This is a genomic window from Planococcus sp. TJ-307 (assembly GCF_058268435.1).
Map to the genome: position 1 here is coordinate 1,177,871 of NZ_JBZDOJ010000001.1, position 15,943 is coordinate 1,193,813.

A 15,943-nucleotide genomic window follows, 5' to 3' on the forward strand; every position below is an offset into this window, starting at 1 on the left:
ATACTCGATAATAGCGAATGTTTCTTTAAAATACAACGAGAAATCAGCAATAGTGTAAACTTTCAAGATTTGGACATAATAAATGGAGCTTCACAAACTGTTCAAAAACTATTATTTTTCTATCTTAAAATAACGTGATTGTTGATGTATGATTAGAGATGGATATTAGTGAGACCAATTACGTGTATATCATCTCTTTTATCAGGAAATTTCAGTTATATGTAGAAAAACAACTGGAATTTAGATATAGTTATGGTTAGCGGAATATGCTTACATCTTTGAAAGGAGGGACTTACATGTCAAACGGCCGGGCAATGTCTGCAGATACTCATGAAGCGCCGGAAGCGACAACATTCCTGAAAGACTTTTTGGCACTTATAAAAATTGGAATTGTAAATTCTAATTTGATTACTGTCTTTACAGGTTTGTGGTTGGCATTTCAGTTTTCCGACAGACATTTTCTGAACGAACTGGATATTCTTGTCTATACTATCGTCGGTTCAGCACTGATCATCGCAGGTTCTGCAGCCATGAATAACTACATCGATACAGATATAGACCCTTTGATGGAAAGTAAGAAAGCACGTCCGACAGTGACTGGAAGATTCAAGCCGTCTGCTGTATTGGCCCTAGCTATTTCTTTCATCGTTATAGGCGAATTGTTTTTGTTTTCCGCTTCTGTATCAGCTGGTGTACTGGGAATAGCCGGAGTTTTAGCTTATGTCGTCTTATATTCCATGTGGTCAAAAAGACGTCATGTCAGCAATACAATTGTAGGGAGCATTTCTGGTGCCATTCCACCGCTTATCGGGTGGGCTGCAGTGGAACCGACTCTCGGCATGGGCGCTTGGGCGCTATTTCTAATTATGTTCATATGGCAGCCACCACATTTTTATGCGTTGGCTATGAAAAGAACAGAAGAATATCGGGCAGCGAATATTCCCATGCTACCGGTAGTTAAAGGATTCCATCGAACAAAAAAATCGATGCTTGCATGGGTTGTAATGCTTTTCCCTCTGCCATTCCTATTAATGGAACTTGGGACGGGCTTCATCATCTTGGCGACACTTTTGAATATCGGTTGGCTGGTATTGGCCATTCGTGGATTTAAAGTTGCTGATGACTTGAAATGGGCGAAGACAATGTTTATTTATTCATTGAACTATATGACCATCTTATTTGTTTCAATGATTATTTTTGCTGTCTTCATCTAAACGGCCATTTCGACAACGTAATTATTTAAATGAGAGGGGTATGAAAAGCTATGATGAAGGGAATAAAAAAATGGCGGCTTTTCGCATTGATGACTACATTGCTAGTTGTTCTTGCGGGATGTGGGCGCGAAGAAATTTCGACCTTGATACCTGCGGGCGAAGTTGCGCAAGATCAGTTTAACTTATTGATTTTATCGTCTGTTGTTATGCTATTCGTAATTATTGTTGTATCGATCATTTTCGTTTTAGCAATCGTTAAGTTCCGCCGTTCTAAAATGGGGGAAGACATGATTCCTGAACAAGTTGAAGGAAGTGCAAGATTAGAGTTTTTGTGGACAGCAGTTCCGATTGTTCTCCTACTGATTCTTGCTGTTCCAACAGTTTATTCAACATTCGATTTGGCTGACGTCTCTACAATGGACGTTCAGGCAGAAGATGGTACTTCAACTCATCTAACAGTCAATGTTACCGGAAAGTTATATTGGTGGGAGTTTGAGTATCCTGAACAAGGGATTGTAACTGCACAAGAATTGGTTGTACCAACCGACGAACGTGTTTACTTTAACTTGATTTCAGCGGACATCAAGCACTCGTTTTGGATTCCATCAGTTGGCGGTAAATTGGACGTCAATCCTGAAAACGTAAACACTTTCTACTTAACTTTCGACCAAGAATCATCAGAACTTGAAGATGGTGTATTCTATGGCAAATGTGCGGAGCTTTGCGGACCATCTCACGCATTAATGGATTTTAAAGTGAAATCTGTGGATCGCGAAGAGTTTGACCAATGGGTAACTGCAATGCAGGCAGAAGAACCAGCAGCAGTTGAAGGCGACCTTGCACAGCAAGGTGAAGAGTTGTTCGGACAGGACGGTTTAGCTTGTATTTCTTGTCATGCGACTTCTGGTGCTGGCGGAACTGGCGGAGTGGGACCTAACTTGGCTACATTTGGTGACCGCAACCGCGTTGCAGGGTACTTAGAACACAATGAAGAAAACCTTAAAAACTGGATTCAAAATCCACAAGAATACAAACCTGGCAACTTAATGCCAGATGCAGCATCATTGAATAATGGTGAAGACCTGTCAGATCAAGAACTCGATGCTCTTGCAGCCTATTTAATGGGCTTATCAGTTGAAGAGTAGAAAAAAAGCATAAAAAGGGAGGTATACAGTGTGAGTTCTATCGCTCAAAAAAAGGGCTTCGGCGCTACTATTTGGGACTTCATGACAACGGTCGACCATAAAAAAATCGCGATCCTTTATCTCATCTCAGGTGGTTTCTTCTTCCTGGTTGGTGGCGTAGAAGCGATGTTGATCCGTATTCAGCTGGCGAAAGCTGGAAATGATTTCCTGAGTGCCGGACTATATAACGAAATTATAACAATGCACGGTACTACCATGATTTTCTTGGCGTCGATGCCAATATTGCTGGCTTTCATGAACGCGATTATGCCTTTGCAAATCGGTGCGCGTGACGTAGCTTTCCCATTCTTAAACTCACTTGGTTTCTGGTTGTTTTTCTTTGGTGGAATTTTCTTGAACCTTTCTTGGTTCATGGGAGGCGCACCGGATGCAGGTTGGACGAACTATGCTTCGTTGGCGCTGGCATCAGAAGGGCACGGAATTGATTTTTATACACTGGGATTGACGATATCTGGTTTTGGTACATTGATTGCAGGAATTAACTTCCTGGTAACCATTATCAACATGCGTGCTCCAGGTATGACGTATATGAGAATGCCATTGTTCACGTGGACAACTTTTGTTGCTTCTGCTTTAATATTGTTGGCATTTCCACCACTTACAGTCGGACTTTTCTTCATGATTTTTGACCGTTTGTTCGGCGCTAACTTTTTCGCAGTTGATATGGGTGGTAACACAATTATTTGGGAGCATTTATTCTGGATTTTTGGTCACCCTGAAGTTTACATTCTTATTTTGCCGGCTTTCGGTATTTTCTCTGAAATCTTTGCAATCTTTTCACGTAAACGCTTGTTTGGATACACGGCACTTGTTTTTGCCACCATCCTAATCGGTTTTTACGGGTTCATGGTTTGGGCTCACCATATGTTTACAGTCGGCTTAGGACCAACGGCTAACGCTGTGTTTGCCTTAGCAACTATGATCATCGCTGTCCCAACCGGTATTAAAATCTTTAACTGGTTGTTAACCATTTGGGGAGGAAACATTTCCTTCACAGTCCCAATGATTTATGCTGTAGCGTTTATTCCTTCATTCGTAGCAGGCGGAGTTACAGGAGTTATGCAAGCAATCGCGCCATTGGATTATCAATTGCATGATTCTTACTTTATCGTAGCTCACTTCCACTATGTTATTGTCGGCGGTGTTGTATTGGCGATTCTAGCAGGTACACATTTATACTGGCCAAAAATGTTTGGAACAATGCTTAGTGAAAAACTTGGGAAATGGACGTTCTGGTTCTTCTTTATCGGATTCCATTTAACATTCTTTATCCAGCATTTCTTAGGCTTGATGGGTATGCCGCGCCGTGTTTACACGTTCGGAGCAGACCAGGGCTGGGATTTGTTTAATGCCATCAGTTCAGCAGGTGCTGCGTTTATGGCAATCGGAGTCATCATTATGCTAGTTAACGTAGTAATGACAACGATTAAAAATGAGCGTGTCGGCAACGATCCATGGGGCGATGGCCGTACGTTGGAATGGGCGATTCCATCTCCACCGCCATTCTATAACTTTGCACAAACTCCATTAGTTCGCGGTCTTGATACGTACTGGATCGAAAAAATGGAAGGCAACAAAAAAGGCATGATCTTCGCTGAACCTCTGGGCGATATCCACATGCCGAATGGTTCGATCATTCCTTTCGTGATGTCGCTTGGGATGTTCATTGCTTCATTCGGAGCTTTGTACTTCCTCGATGGCGATAAGCCATGGGCGTTAGCAGTCTTGGTTATCGGTCTGTTGATCCTGTTCGGCTCAATGCTCTTGCGTTCATTGAAAGACGATCTAGGATTCCATATTACGAAAGCAGAATTGCTTGAAGACGCGAAGGGAGGCAAAACCGATGGACATTAATCAAAAATATACCCCTCAATCATGGCCGGATCATCCTGAAACGGCTACGTTGGAAGGGAAAAATAAGTTTATTGGTTTCTGGTTGCTTCTTGCTGCGGAGACAGTAACGTTTGCTTCGCTTTTCGCAACTTATCTTGCATTAAAAGACAAAGGACCAAGCGGCATGGAGTATTCTGCCGCTGGACTTTTTGAACTGCCACTAGTCTTTGCAATGACAATGATTCTATTAACATCTTCACTGACAAGCGTTTATGCAATGTATCACATGAAAAACCATAACTTTAAAGCGATGCAGGCATGGTTAGGTATAACTGTCATTCTTGGGGCGACATTCCTAGGACTGGAAATTTATGAGTTCAACCACTATGTTCACTTAGGATTTGGTTTTACAAATAGTGCTTTTAGTTCTGCATTTTACGTTTTAGTTGGAACGCACGGGGCCCACGTATTATTTGGTCTAAGCTGGTTTATTGCACTGATGATCCGTAACTCCAAACGCGGACTAAATATGTACAACGCACCGAAGTTCTACCTTGCTTCGCTATACTGGCATTTTATTGACGTCGTATGGGTATTCATCTTTACTGTCGTCTATTTGATGGGAGTGATCGGATAATGGCACACGATACACATGTTCATGTTAGATCGCAGGCGGAATTTGAGTACGTAAAGAAAAAGAGAGCAGACGAAATGAGGGGACATTTAGCAACCTTCGCAATTATGATCTTTTTGACATTGATTGCCTTTACGATGGTTGCAGCTGGATTTTCGACTTATCTAATTGTTCCAATCATTCTTTTGCTGGCGGGTATTCAAGTCATTCTTCAACTGTATTATTTCATGCATATGAGCGGTAAAGGACACGGCATGATTGCGTTCTTTATGTTCAGTGGCATGTTTGTTGCTTTTATCACCGTTCTTACATTCGTTACAATTATTTGGTGGTAGGCTCTTTTAAACCCCTTACCTTTTCGAGGTAAGGGGTTTTTATGCTTTTATGTAGGATTGTCTGGTTAGTATTAGTAGAAAAGAAAGTGTCGTGTTGTATGACTTGTCAGTCAGGAGAATCTTAGAGTAGGGCTAAAAAAACCTTGCTAAAATAAGTTTTATCTTAAGTGAGCGATTTCGCATTGTTCATAGTTCGTTCATTGATATAGTTTGCAACCCGCTATATAATGAGGGTACTTGAGGAAAAGGAGGTCCCATAACATGCCAATCAGTATCTTCGGGTTTCAAGCTTTGTGGAGTCCCGTTTACTTAGCAGTCCTCGTTTTGGTGACGATTTTATATTTTTTAGTGACTACCAAATGGCGCGGGAAGTTTAAAGAAAATCAGCCGCTTACCATAAGAGAAGCTGCGCTTTTTGTATCAGGCCTCGTCCTACTTTATATTATTAAAGGCTCACCTGTTGATCTATACGGCCATATCCTCTTTACAATGCATATGATTCAGATGGCGCTGTTGCTGCTGCTAATTCCGCCGTTATTGATCATGGGGATACCTACTTATATCTGGAGAGCATTTATTGCCCTTCCAGTTATTAGACCTTTGTTTAACTTTCTGACGAGACCCATGCTGGCGCTAATCTTGTTTGGAATGATTTTTTCGTTTTACCATATTCCGATGGTATTCGATTTTGTTAAACAGGATGCATGGATTCACGGTGCTGTAAATATTGTGCTCTTTACCTCTGCTATTTTTTACTGGTGGCCGGTTGTTAATAACCTCGAAGGCATGCATAAGTTTCATGGCCTGAGTAAATTGGCATACTTGTTCGGATTGAGCGTTTTGATGACTCCTGCATGTGCATTGATCATCTTCAGCGGCACTCCTTTTTATGCTACCTATACAGATGGGGAAGCGTGGCTCCAGGCGATGGCCTTGTGTGTCCCTGCTGGAACCCTATCGCAATTAAATCTTTCGGGTCCTGAGCTATTTTCTACAATGTCAGCGATCGAAGATCAGCGCACCGGTGGCATCACGATGAAAGTACTACAGGAACTTGTGTTTACCGTATTCTTATGGCTTGTATTCCATGAATGGCTTCGCAATGAAACAGACAAAGCGGATGAAATTACTGCAAAAGTTTTGCAAGACCGCAAGGACATGGCTTATCACAGACATAACGCTTAATGAAACCTAAAGGAGAATAACTTAAATGAATTTGCCGCTATTGCCGACTATTAGTACTTTTTTTATCGTATTAAGCGCGATTTTGGTAGCGATTGGCTGGAACCTGATCCGTCGCCGTCAAATTGAAGCCCATAAGAAAGTGATGCTTGGAGCTGGTGCTGCGGCGCTGACTTTCTTCATCATTTACATGTCACGCACTATTTTTGTCGGGAATACCGCTTTTGGTGGCCCGGATAGCTTAAAGATCTTTTATACAGTTTTCTTGATTTTCCATATTATATTGGCAACTACTGGCGGTATTATGGGACTAATCACTATTTACTGGGGATGGAAAAACCAATTAGCGAAGCACCGCAAAATTGGTCCGATTACCAGTGTTGTTTGGTTTTCAACTGCAATAACGGGAGTCATGGTCTATTTGCTGCTTTACGTATTTTATGAAGGTGGCCACACAACTTCCGTATTCAAAGCTATTTTAGGCGGATAAAAAAAGGAACCCAATGAGGTTCCTTTTTTTATACTTTAAAATCAACTTTTATCATGCCGGCTTCACGAGCAGAAGTGAACAAAATTACAATTAATGGACCGACGAAGAAACCGAGAAAGCCGATCAATTGCAGTCCAATAAACATCGCGACCAATGTTGCCAGTGGAGACAAGCCGATTTGTGTCCCCATAACTTTTGGTTCGACCGTACGTCGAATAATTAGCAATACGAGTGCCAAAATAGCTAGCTGCGTTCCTTGAACAATATCCCCGGTGATAAATTCGTATATAAACCAAGGTGTCAGGACGATGATCGATCCTAAAATAGGAATAAAGTCGATTAACCATATCAACAGCGACATAACGATGGCATACTCAGGAGAAATGAATGCCAAAGCAATAAGAGAAACGACAAATATGATGCAACTAACAAGAAATTGTGCTTTTAAAAAACCAAAAATGACTTTATTCAAACGTGCAAACATAAACCGTACTTTTTCAGCGGTGGAATCTTTAAATCGATTGAATAGCATAACTTTTAAATCAGGCAAATCAAGCATGAATAAAAACAATGCAATGAGAAATACGATAAAGCTAACTAGGAAAGAAGGGATGCCTGTCAACAAGTTGGATACCGTATCGTAATTGACAATCGTTAAGATCCAATTACGAATCCCTTCCATGAATCCTGCCAGTTCAGTTTCAAATGAAGATATCACTTCGACTGGCATATCTTCTGTGGATCGAAAAAAGAAACCCTGAAACTCATCCCACATGACAGTCAAGGAGTTGATATACTCCGGAACCATTTTTGAAAACTGAATAATTTGCCCGATTAATTGAGTAACAATCCAGTAAAGCAAACCGGAAACAACCACCAAGAACAGAATAAATACGGATATAACGGCTGATTTCCTGTGCCATTTGAATCTTTTATGTATAAAATTTACAAGCGGTTCCAAAAAAATAGCCGTTATTAAGGCGATGATCAACGGAATAGATACTGGCAATATGTATATCGAAATTAAAATCAAAGCTGCTAGAACCACAGCGATTGTTACGGTTTTTTTCGTCAACCACTTCACGGATAGAATGCCCCCTTAAATATGAAATGCCCATCATTGTTTAAAAAAACCGCAGTTCAATTACTGAACTGCGGAAATTTTATACCTTAATTTCGAAACCTTGAACTTCCTTCTTAATGGAAGTCAATAGTCCGATACACGTTTTAATCAAGTGTTCTGGGAATTCCTCATCTTCACCGTACTCGATGCCATGCGGATAATAATGTTTGCCAAGTGCTGGCTTCATGACACGCATTGTTGCATCGTTGGAATCGACATCGCCATTAGTGGCATATGCGAATACACGCAAATAGTAAGTACCTTCGCGAATGATGAATTTGCGGTCGTAAGTAACACGCTCGTAATCCCATTGACCTTCTTTAGTCAAACCGTGTTTGTTCATAATGCTTTCAAGTAATTCGATATCTACATGAATGTTTTCAAGTCCTGTATTTTCAAAATACATAGGATCTCTCCTCCTCTATAACAAAAAAGACTACATACTCCTTTAATAATAGATCATAATTTAAGTTGTTGCAATGGCTAGATTGTGTCAGTGTAGAGGCGGCTGTTATAATAATGTAGATACAATAGTAAAGGGGCTGTTCGATTGAAAGACTTGCTGCGCATTATGATTTTTCTATCGATAGTTCTAATCGGTTTGTTTTATTTGGATCCATCAATAAATGAAAATGAAGTACTGGAAGCACCACAAACGGTAGATCCCTTGCCAAGTGAAGATATCGTAGATGAAACCTTAGATGTTGATCGTCCTGCTACAGGGATATCAAGTTTTATCGGCGAATCAAGTGATGCATGGTTGGAACAATACGGTGAACCTGAGCGGAAAGAACCTTCCGCTTATGGCTACGAATGGTGGGTTTATAACGCCAGCTACTCTAATTTCATCATGACAGGAGTAAAAGATGGAAAAGTGGTTCAGGTGTATACGGCAGGGACTGCAGTAGATGCAACTCCCTACAAGATTGGCCAAAACCTCGATGAAGTTTATCGCTTTACGATCCTGGAAAATGAAGTAACAGTTAAATACGAAAAAAATACTTATACCTTTAATGTTACGTCTGAAGACATGGACAAACGGATTCTCGTCAAATTTGATGGCGTCTATGCGCAATTGTATATTGATTCTGAAGACCGTGCTCTTGAGGCCGTTCGCTTTATGGATGCAGAGACGTTAATTCGCCACCAGCCTTACGATCTGATGTATTCTGGTGAGTTATTGCCGAAACAGACACCCTCCTCAACGCTGCAGCGATCAATAGACGAAGGAAATGCCAACCAAATTATTGACTTAGTAAATGTTTACCGCTTGCATCATTCAACAAGGCCATTAATTGTTAGCCCGTTGGCAAATAGAGTATCAGAAGAAAACAGTGAAGACATGGCTAAACAAAATTTCTTGTCGGAAGAAATGGAAATCACCGATCTTCATGGCCGTTTGGAACAGGCTGATATTGTTTTCGAACAGGCTGCTGTTAATACTGCCACTCGCTATTTTGACGCAGCGGAGACGGTACATGGCTGGATCAATTCAGATTCCCATCGCAACACATTGCTTAGCGATGAATACAACCAAACAGGAGTCGGGGTGTTTGGCAAATACTATACCCAGATTTTTCTTGAGAAAGAACCTGTTACTGCTTTAGAGCAATAGCAGGCTCTTTCTGTTTGGGGACGATAAAAAAAGATCCGGTTGCGGTTGCAATATGCTTGCCGTCTTGCTGAAAAATGTTTCCTTCGATCACCAATGTGTGCCTGCCACTGCGGATGATGCGTGCTTCGGCGTTAATAGTGTCTTCATCGGCTACCGTCAAGTAATGAATCGTCAAGTTTGTCGTAACCGCACCAAAGCCTTGCTGGCATTTGCTGTTGGCGAGTGTACCCATTGCTGTATCAAGAAGAACTGCCAGAATTCCACCATGTGGGATATTAATATTATTGTGGATAAAGGCGGTATTCGGTATAGTGACAATTGAAGAACGGTCGTCGGTGACACGTGTCATGTTCAATGCAGCGCTTAAATAAGTTGCGAATTCACCTTGCTGCTTTTTCTCGAAACTTGCTAAGTAATCGGTTAACATCTCAAGATCTTCAGGACTGCTGTTTTTTACAATACGTGCAAATTGATCAGTTATAAGACTCATGCTGCCAATCCTTTCTTGTCTATAGTGAAATACAAAAAAATCTGCTATGATTAAAGCGTAAAGGAGGAAATGCTATGATTATGACCTATGAATGGGCTGAAATCACTGACTTTGCGGACGAGCTAAGTGACATGATCCTACAATCAGAGCAGGCTGATCTTTACAGAGAAGCATATGCCTCTGTCTATAACGATAAAATACTTGCGGACGAGATCCATGCTTTCGCCAGATTAAAAGACCAATATGAAGAAGTTCAGCGCTTTGGCAAATACCATCCAGAATACTCGCGGGTGATGAAACAAATCCGTGTGGACAAACGGCGCTTGGACCTCAACGAAAAAATAGCCAATCTGCGTTTGATGGAAAATGAATTGCAGGATTTGATGGACCAAGTAAGTTTTATCCTTGGTCGATCGGTATCGGAAGCAGTAAAGATTCCTTCTTCCAATCCATTCTTCTCATCGGATTCTTCCTGTGGCGGCAGTTGCGGCACAGGCGGCGGATGTTCTTGTTCAGCTTGACCGGTTAATTCTAAATAGCTCCATAAAAAAAGTGCAACGCTTGCGTTGCACTTTTTTTATATACGTTATTCTTCCATTTCTGAAATGAGTGCGACGGCAAGATCAGGTCTGTCGGTGATAATGCCTTTTGCTCCTGAATCAATTAATGTGCGCATTGCATCTGCTTCATCAATGACCCAATAATGCACGGGGATGTTTAAGTTCCCCAAGAATGCGATAAAGCGGGGAGAGTCCAAACGAAACACGGAGGACTTCACGGGAATTTGAAATACATCTGCACGCGGCTGATACAAATGGCCAAATTGGCTATTGAACGATGCAAAGGCTTTACGGACTTCGTTTTCGCCTGCGCCAATTGCCACACGATTTTGGGCATATAAATTGAAACGATCGATTTGTTCGTCGTAAAACGAAGTGACAGCTACCCGGTCCTGTACTCCAAGTGAGTCAATCAAGCGCCACAGTTTGGAAGGGACCAAGCTGCCTTCATACGTCTCTGGATCGTCTTTAATATCAATATTGATATACATCTGCGGGAACTTCTCCATCAATTCACGGAGCAGTACAACCTGTTCATTTTTGCCGCGGAATGAATGCTTGCCATCTAAGTCGATAAAATGATAGCCGAGATCAAAGGCTTTCAACTGAGCCAGTCCCATATCTGCCACTCTGCCGGCTCCATCTGTAGTCCGGTCGATGTATTCGTCATGAAAAACAAGAATTTCTTCGTCTTTCGTCATGCGGATGTCAATTTCAAAACCGTGTACACCCAGTTCAGCGGACTTGTTAAACGCAGCCCAAGTATTTTCCGGTGCCAATTTGGCGCCGCCACGATGTGCAAGAACGATTGGGCGTTCATAATTCAATACTTCTTTAGCCGGACGCAGCTGTGGAGTTGCCAAAGCTTTCGATCCTGCCCAGGCAGCCGCGCCGACAGCAGCAGCTGCTATTCCGATTTTTGTCTTTTTCCCCATACCTTGTGTGACCTCCCTGAAATTCTGTAATAAAAACAGTATAGCGAATTGCATGCTGTACTGTCAGTTTATTCGGTTGCGGCTTTTTTCTTTCCTATGGTATTCTAGAAGCTAAGAAAAGAGGGATACTTATGCATGATCGCCAAGGCCTCATTGTCTATGTGCATCATTTGAAACAAGCTAAATCGCTGCGGAAGTTTGGGCATGTCCATTATATTTCCCGCAAATTGAAATACGTTGTCCTCTATATGGATCAGGATGCCATTGAAACGACCAAAACGAAATTAAACAAACTGCCATATGTAAAACAAGTGCTCGAATCTTATCGTCCATTGCTGAAAACAGAATATGAAAACGCCAAGCCTGATAAAGCAAAAGAGTACGATTACAAAATCGGTCTTTAATTATTGCATTGGCGGAATGTAATGATTCAATCTTAATACCGAGATCAAGTGGCTATGGTAGAATTTTCTATCTGCATACACAGATGAGTGTTTGACTTTCATTTTGATTGGGCTATGGCCAAGTTCTGAAACGGTCTGCTCAAAAATGTCCAAACGTTTGGAATCAAGTGGAATTCCTTCACGGCAAAGATAAATTGGCATGAAATTGCCTTCAGATGCCGGTTTAAATACAGCTGCGATGGATAGTACCTCTTGTCCCTTTGGGTTTGTGGAAACAAAAACGAATCCATGCATAAAGCGCTGCTGGTTGCTGTTGATGAGTTCGCGGAGTTCGTAAATGTCTCCGTATCCTTCACCAAGTTCAATAAAACGTTGAATCATCGGGTCACGTCCTTTCCAGTCTTCATTTTACCATTATGCACTAAAAATGCATCAAGAAAATCATTTAAGTTAGAGGCGATAATATGCGTGTAGTAGCAGGCTCAGTTAAAGGGATTCCGTTAAAGGCGGTACCTGGCAATTCAACCAGACCGACCACAGACAAAGTAAAGGAATCCATTTTTAATATGATTGGCCCTTTTTTTGATGGCGGCTACGCTTTGGATTTATTTGCAGGCAGCGGCGGGTTGGGCATCGAAGCTCTAAGCCGTGGAATTGATCAAGTCATTTTTACCGATAAAGACAAACGCGCCGTCGAAACGATTCAGGCGAATTTGGAAAAAACACGCTTGACGGATCGTGCAGAAGTGTACCGGGCGGATGCGGAGCGTGCAATTAAAGCAATTAAGAAAAATGGGATACAGGCAAGGCTTCTTTTTTTGGATCCGCCGTATCATTTGGTGAAGCTCTACGACCTAATGGACAAAGCAGGAGAATTGGAAATTGTCACAAAAGATGCCATTATAGTCTGTGAACATGAACGGAATGTAGAGCTTCCAGATCGAACCAAGTATTTTGAGCGGTACAAAAAAGAGCTTTACGGCAGCACCATTATTTCAATTTACCGTTATCAGGGGGAAGAAGGAGAACACATTGACTAAAATTGCCGTAGTTCCAGGGAGTTTTGACCCGATTACGATGGGACACCTGGATATCATCAAGCGAGCATCAAAGATTTTCGATGAAGTGAAAGTAGTGGTCATGAATAATTCATCTAAAAATCCGTTGTTTAATGTCGATGAACGCATGCAGCTAATAGCGGAAGTAACACAATCCATTCCAAACGTCCAAGTGGATTCATTTTCCGGTTTGCTGATAGATTATTCAGTAGAAGTAAAAGCGAACGCCATTATCCGTGGATTGCGTGCAGTCAGTGATTTTGAATACGAGATGCAGATTACCTCGATGAACCGTTTTTTAAACGAAGACATTGAAACTTTATTCATGGTTTCAAATAACCAGTATTCATTCCTAAGCTCGAGCATTGTTAAAGAAGTTGCGAAATACAAAGGCAATATTACTGGCCTGGTTCCCGAGGCTGTTGAAAAAGCACTTTATTTAAAATTTCAGTAAGTCACGAACTTCGTGGCTTTTTCTTATGGAGATCCAATAAACTGACGATTTGATCCATAGAAAGGAAGAGCTGCATGAAAAACAAACGATTAGTTATTTTCGTCATTGTTATGGCGCTTGTAGTTTTTCTGTCCTCTTATCAATTAGACGCTTATATTACAAGACCGGGCGGTGCATATGAGCTATCGCCACTGGTTGAAGTAGCGGGCGGTGATGAGGATGATGCAGGGACTCTCAGCTTGATGACGGTTTCGATGCTGACAGCTACGCCTGCGCTGTACGTGTGGTCCCAATTTCAGGACGGTTATAAAATCTTGCCTCCGGAACAGGTCCGAAGTCCTCATGAAAGTGACGAAGAATACAATGTGCGCCAGTTGAAACTCATGTCGGATTCGCAAGTCAATGCTTTGCAAATTGCTTTCGAACAGGCGGAGCTGCCATTTGAAATTAACAATAATGGCGTCTTTGTTCTAAATATTTCGCCGGGTGGAGCCGCAGACGGCATTTTGTCGCCTGGCGATCGGGTTTTGGCAGTAGATGGCAATAATTTTACCGAAATGCAGGAGCTTATTGATTATTTAAGTGATAAAGAGGCTGGACAATTAGTAGAGGTACTTTATGAACGCGAAGATCGCGAAATCAGCACGGACATTGAATTGGCACCATTGCCGACGGATCCTGATCGGATAGGATTAGGAATTTCTTTTGTGGAAGACAAAAGCATTGAAACGACACCTGAAGTAGACATCGATTCTGATGCCATCGGCGGGCCGTCAGCGGGTTTGATGTTCACGCTCGAAATTCTCAATCAATTGGTGGATGAAGACATTACAAAAGGCTACAATATCGCCGGCACCGGAACGATGGAGAGCGATGGATCTGTAGGAAGAATCGGGGGCATTGACCAAAAAATCATGGCGGCCGATTCTGCAGACATCGATATTTTCTTTGCGCCAAATGAAGCAGTGGATGGTGGCGGCGATAGCAATTACGCAATTGCCGTTGAAACTGCGGAAAAAATCGGTACGGCGATGGAAATTGTTCCAGTAGATACCATCGAAGACGCATTGACATTTTTAGACGAGCTTCAGCCCCGGTAAATCGGCGGGGTGGCAAATTCTTTTTTCAAATCCATGCAACCCACACCTTGCAAGTACATGGCAGTGGCATGAATATCAAGTTTCCCCATCGGGCCGTCCAGATCAGCTGCGCGGCTCACTAGGGGAAGCGCGATGTTCTTTTTTATGTGCTTTAAATAAAGTCTTCCTTTGTCAGACATGCCAAGAAGTCTAATATATTCTGGACCTTTGAATGAACGCAGGCTTTGCCATGTAAATCCTGTAAAAATATGTGTCAGCATTCGCTGGATGCGGGTTCTTGTAAAGCGTTTTGATTTGACAAGCGTGATGAAAGATTCAAAGCTGTCTGCCGTTTTTGCTGACTGATAAATCAAATTCTCGATGCCTTCGGTTACTTCGGCATACTGTTTCAGCCGCTCTGGGCCATCCCGTAAAATAGTAAATCGCAGCAACGCATAAAATGCTTCCCAGCTGCCGAAAGTGCCACAATCATTTTCAATTTGCTTCAATGTTGCGATTGACGTTTGTGGCATGTAAGGCGACAACTGTTCAACAGAATCTCCTTTAAAAAAAGCTTCCCGAATTCCGGTGGCGCTGGCAATCGGCAGCCCTGCTTGGATTGAGTCATGGTAATTGGCGCCAATTCGTTGAATTGTCAGCGGCTGCATAGCAGAACCAAGGCGTTGTGCGGCTTCCAAATAATGAAATCCTAAAATATTGTTCGGCTGCGCCAAATCAGCAAAGCCTTCCCGATCAGCCGTCAAAGCCTTGTAAGCAGTGTTTAGAGCTTTCGGATAGCTGATGCCCGTTTGGACAGCCTCGTGGATGAGGTGCTGGTATTCAGCTGCTTGCTCGGTCAAGAGCTGGCGGGAGTTCAGGAAAGGTGTAATTGATCCTTGTTCACTGCCAAAACAGAAAGAAGAGCAGCCGAGTGCATGAAGCAATGCAATTCCGCCTTTAGCAAAATCGGATGCTTGAGCCGTCGCATAAACATAAGGAAGTTCAATTACCAAGTCAATTCCGGCATCCAATGCCATTTGTGTCCGTGCCCATTTATCTGCAAAGGCTGGTTCCCCGCGCTGCAGAAACTGTCCGCTCATAACGGCAATGACGAGATCTGCACCGGACTCATCACGCGCCTGTTTTGCGTGGTGAAGATGCCCATTGTGGAATGGGTTGTACTCAACTATAATTCCTACAGCTTTCAATCTGCTCACCTCTTTGGTAGAATTAAATCTAGTATACCGATGTTTGAAATAGAGTGACAAGATTTTTTCTTGACATCTTTTTCTGTGCATTATATAATCAACTTTGTTGTCTTGAGGTGATTAC

The 15,943-nt window shown here is 42.2% G+C and carries 19 protein-coding genes; 13 read left to right on the top strand and 6 right to left on the bottom strand.

Features of this window, described 5'->3' with window-relative positions; all coding sequences use genetic code 11:
- The first annotated feature begins 296 nt into the window (after positions 1-296).
- From cyoE to AC4EHK_RS05695, 7 genes are all read left to right on the top strand, one after another.
- A complete protein-coding gene (cyoE, locus tag AC4EHK_RS05665) occupies positions 297-1,214 on the top strand; it encodes a heme o synthase (protein WP_490977808.1) in 918 nt (305 codons plus the stop codon).
- A 50-nt stretch (positions 1,215-1,264) separates the two neighbouring features.
- Entirely contained in the window at positions 1,265-2,359 is a 1,095-nt protein-coding gene (gene coxB / locus AC4EHK_RS05670) for a cytochrome c oxidase subunit II (protein WP_490977809.1), read from the top strand.
- 30 nt (positions 2,360-2,389) lie between these two features.
- A complete protein-coding gene (locus tag AC4EHK_RS05675) occupies positions 2,390-4,273 on the top strand; it encodes a cytochrome c oxidase subunit I (protein ID WP_490977810.1) in 1,884 nt (627 codons plus the stop codon).
- On the top strand, positions 4,263-4,889 hold the full coding sequence (locus AC4EHK_RS05680) for a cytochrome (ubi)quinol oxidase subunit III (protein ID WP_308786113.1): 627 nt from the start codon (positions 4,263-4,265) through the stop codon (positions 4,887-4,889). The genes AC4EHK_RS05675 and AC4EHK_RS05680 overlap by 11 nt, the downstream gene beginning before the upstream one ends.
- Complete coding sequence (gene ctaF, locus AC4EHK_RS05685) at positions 4,889-5,221, top strand: cytochrome c oxidase subunit IVB (RefSeq protein WP_490977811.1); 333 nt, start codon at positions 4,889-4,891, stop codon at positions 5,219-5,221. Before AC4EHK_RS05680 ends, ctaF begins: the two co-directional genes overlap by 1 nt.
- A gap of 261 nt (positions 5,222-5,482) precedes the next feature.
- Positions 5,483-6,406, top strand: a complete 924-nt coding sequence (gene ctaG, locus AC4EHK_RS05690) for a cytochrome c oxidase assembly factor CtaG (protein WP_490977812.1) — start codon at positions 5,483-5,485, stop codon at positions 6,404-6,406.
- A 25-nt stretch (positions 6,407-6,431) separates the two neighbouring features.
- Positions 6,432-6,893, top strand: coding sequence for a DUF420 domain-containing protein (locus AC4EHK_RS05695; RefSeq protein ID WP_490977813.1), 462 nt, complete (start codon positions 6,432-6,434; stop codon positions 6,891-6,893).
- A gap of 28 nt (positions 6,894-6,921) precedes the next feature.
- Here the strand turns inward: AC4EHK_RS05695 and ytvI are convergent, their stop codons facing one another.
- Together ytvI and AC4EHK_RS05705 are read right to left on the bottom strand one after the other, a co-directional pair.
- On the bottom strand, positions 6,922-7,977 hold the full coding sequence (gene ytvI, locus AC4EHK_RS05700; RefSeq protein ID WP_490977814.1) for a sporulation integral membrane protein YtvI: 1,056 nt from the start codon (positions 7,975-7,977) through the stop codon (positions 6,922-6,924).
- Positions 7,978-8,056: 79 nt separating this feature from the next.
- A complete protein-coding gene (locus tag AC4EHK_RS05705) occupies positions 8,057-8,422 on the bottom strand; it encodes a YugN family protein (protein ID WP_490977815.1) in 366 nt (121 codons plus the stop codon).
- Between the two features lie 144 nt (positions 8,423-8,566).
- Here AC4EHK_RS05705 and AC4EHK_RS05710 point away from each other — a divergent pair, with 144 nt between their 5' ends.
- Entirely contained in the window at positions 8,567-9,631 is a 1,065-nt protein-coding gene (locus tag AC4EHK_RS05710; RefSeq protein WP_490977816.1) for a CAP domain-containing protein, read from the top strand.
- Here AC4EHK_RS05710 and AC4EHK_RS05715 read toward each other — a convergent pair.
- Positions 9,612-10,121, bottom strand: a complete 510-nt coding sequence (locus AC4EHK_RS05715) for a PaaI family thioesterase (RefSeq protein ID WP_490977817.1) — start codon at positions 10,119-10,121, stop codon at positions 9,612-9,614. The genes AC4EHK_RS05710 and AC4EHK_RS05715 overlap by 20 nt on opposite strands.
- Before the next feature lie 74 nt (positions 10,122-10,195).
- Between AC4EHK_RS05715 and AC4EHK_RS05720 the strand changes: the two genes are divergently transcribed.
- Positions 10,196-10,642 (top strand): YlbF/YmcA family competence regulator, encoded by a 447-nt coding sequence (locus tag AC4EHK_RS05720; RefSeq protein ID WP_490977818.1) that lies wholly within the window; start codon positions 10,196-10,198, stop codon positions 10,640-10,642.
- Positions 10,643-10,707: 65 nt separating this feature from the next.
- On the opposite strand, the gene AC4EHK_RS05725 is transcribed toward AC4EHK_RS05720, so the two are convergent.
- The gene (locus tag AC4EHK_RS05725) at positions 10,708-11,616 is read right to left on the bottom strand and encodes a glycerophosphodiester phosphodiesterase family protein (RefSeq protein WP_490977819.1); all 909 of its coding nucleotides are present in this window, start codon (positions 11,614-11,616) and stop codon (positions 10,708-10,710) included.
- A gap of 131 nt (positions 11,617-11,747) precedes the next feature.
- Between AC4EHK_RS05725 and AC4EHK_RS05730 the strand changes: the two genes are divergently transcribed.
- Positions 11,748-12,020, top strand: coding sequence for a YlbG family protein (locus tag AC4EHK_RS05730; RefSeq protein WP_490977820.1), 273 nt, complete (start codon positions 11,748-11,750; stop codon positions 12,018-12,020).
- Here the strand turns inward: AC4EHK_RS05730 and AC4EHK_RS05735 are convergent, their stop codons facing one another.
- Positions 12,021-12,401: a DUF7147 family protein gene (locus tag AC4EHK_RS05735; protein ID WP_490977821.1), complete on the bottom strand. Its 381-nt coding sequence runs from the start codon at positions 12,399-12,401 to the stop codon at positions 12,021-12,023. It lies immediately after the preceding gene.
- A gap of 83 nt (positions 12,402-12,484) precedes the next feature.
- Here AC4EHK_RS05735 and rsmD point away from each other — a divergent pair, with 83 nt between their 5' ends.
- From rsmD to AC4EHK_RS05750, 3 genes are all read left to right on the top strand, one after another.
- Positions 12,485-13,060, top strand: a complete 576-nt coding sequence (gene rsmD / locus AC4EHK_RS05740; protein WP_490977822.1) for a 16S rRNA (guanine(966)-N(2))-methyltransferase RsmD — start codon at positions 12,485-12,487, stop codon at positions 13,058-13,060.
- On the top strand, positions 13,053-13,532 hold the full coding sequence (gene coaD / locus AC4EHK_RS05745; protein WP_490977823.1) for a pantetheine-phosphate adenylyltransferase: 480 nt from the start codon (positions 13,053-13,055) through the stop codon (positions 13,530-13,532). Before rsmD ends, coaD begins: the two co-directional genes overlap by 8 nt.
- A gap of 74 nt (positions 13,533-13,606) precedes the next feature.
- Entirely contained in the window at positions 13,607-14,632 is a 1,026-nt protein-coding gene (locus tag AC4EHK_RS05750) for a SepM family pheromone-processing serine protease (protein ID WP_490977824.1), read from the top strand.
- Here AC4EHK_RS05750 and AC4EHK_RS05755 read toward each other — a convergent pair.
- Positions 14,620-15,819 carry a nucleotidyltransferase gene (locus AC4EHK_RS05755; protein WP_490977825.1) on the bottom strand — a complete coding sequence of 400 codons (1,200 nt, stop codon included), beginning with the start codon at positions 15,817-15,819 and terminating at the stop codon, positions 14,620-14,622. The genes AC4EHK_RS05750 and AC4EHK_RS05755 overlap by 13 nt on opposite strands.
- Positions 15,820-15,943: the final 124 nt, after the last annotated feature.

Bases quoted from the DNA above. Each gene is read 5' to 3' on its own strand.
- AC4EHK_RS05680 (WP_308786113.1), top strand. From the start codon at position 4,263: ATGGACATTAATCAAAAATATACCCCTCAATCATGGCCGGATCATCCT.
- ctaF (WP_490977811.1), top strand. From the start codon at position 4,889: ATGGCACACGATACACATGTTCATGTTAGATCGCAGGCGGAATTTGAG.
- AC4EHK_RS05735 (WP_490977821.1), bottom strand. From the start codon at position 12,401: ATGATTCAACGTTTTATTGAACTTGGTGAAGGATACGGAGACATTTAC.
- rsmD (WP_490977822.1), top strand. From the start codon at position 12,485: ATGCGTGTAGTAGCAGGCTCAGTTAAAGGGATTCCGTTAAAGGCGGTA.
- AC4EHK_RS05695 (WP_490977813.1), top strand. From the start codon at position 6,432: ATGAATTTGCCGCTATTGCCGACTATTAGTACTTTTTTTATCGTATTA.
- AC4EHK_RS05720 (WP_490977818.1), top strand. From the start codon at position 10,196: ATGATTATGACCTATGAATGGGCTGAAATCACTGACTTTGCGGACGAG.
- coxB (WP_490977809.1), top strand. From the start codon at position 1,265: ATGATGAAGGGAATAAAAAAATGGCGGCTTTTCGCATTGATGACTACA.
- AC4EHK_RS05715 (WP_490977817.1), bottom strand. From the start codon at position 10,121: ATGAGTCTTATAACTGATCAATTTGCACGTATTGTAAAAAACAGCAGT.
- AC4EHK_RS05750 (WP_490977824.1), top strand. From the start codon at position 13,607: ATGAAAAACAAACGATTAGTTATTTTCGTCATTGTTATGGCGCTTGTA.
- AC4EHK_RS05725 (WP_490977819.1), bottom strand. From the start codon at position 11,616: ATGGGGAAAAAGACAAAAATCGGAATAGCAGCTGCTGCTGTCGGCGCG.
- cyoE (WP_490977808.1), top strand. From the start codon at position 297: ATGTCAAACGGCCGGGCAATGTCTGCAGATACTCATGAAGCGCCGGAA.
- ctaG (WP_490977812.1), top strand. From the start codon at position 5,483: ATGCCAATCAGTATCTTCGGGTTTCAAGCTTTGTGGAGTCCCGTTTAC.
- AC4EHK_RS05705 (WP_490977815.1), bottom strand. From the start codon at position 8,422: ATGTATTTTGAAAATACAGGACTTGAAAACATTCATGTAGATATCGAA.
- AC4EHK_RS05730 (WP_490977820.1), top strand. From the start codon at position 11,748: ATGCATGATCGCCAAGGCCTCATTGTCTATGTGCATCATTTGAAACAA.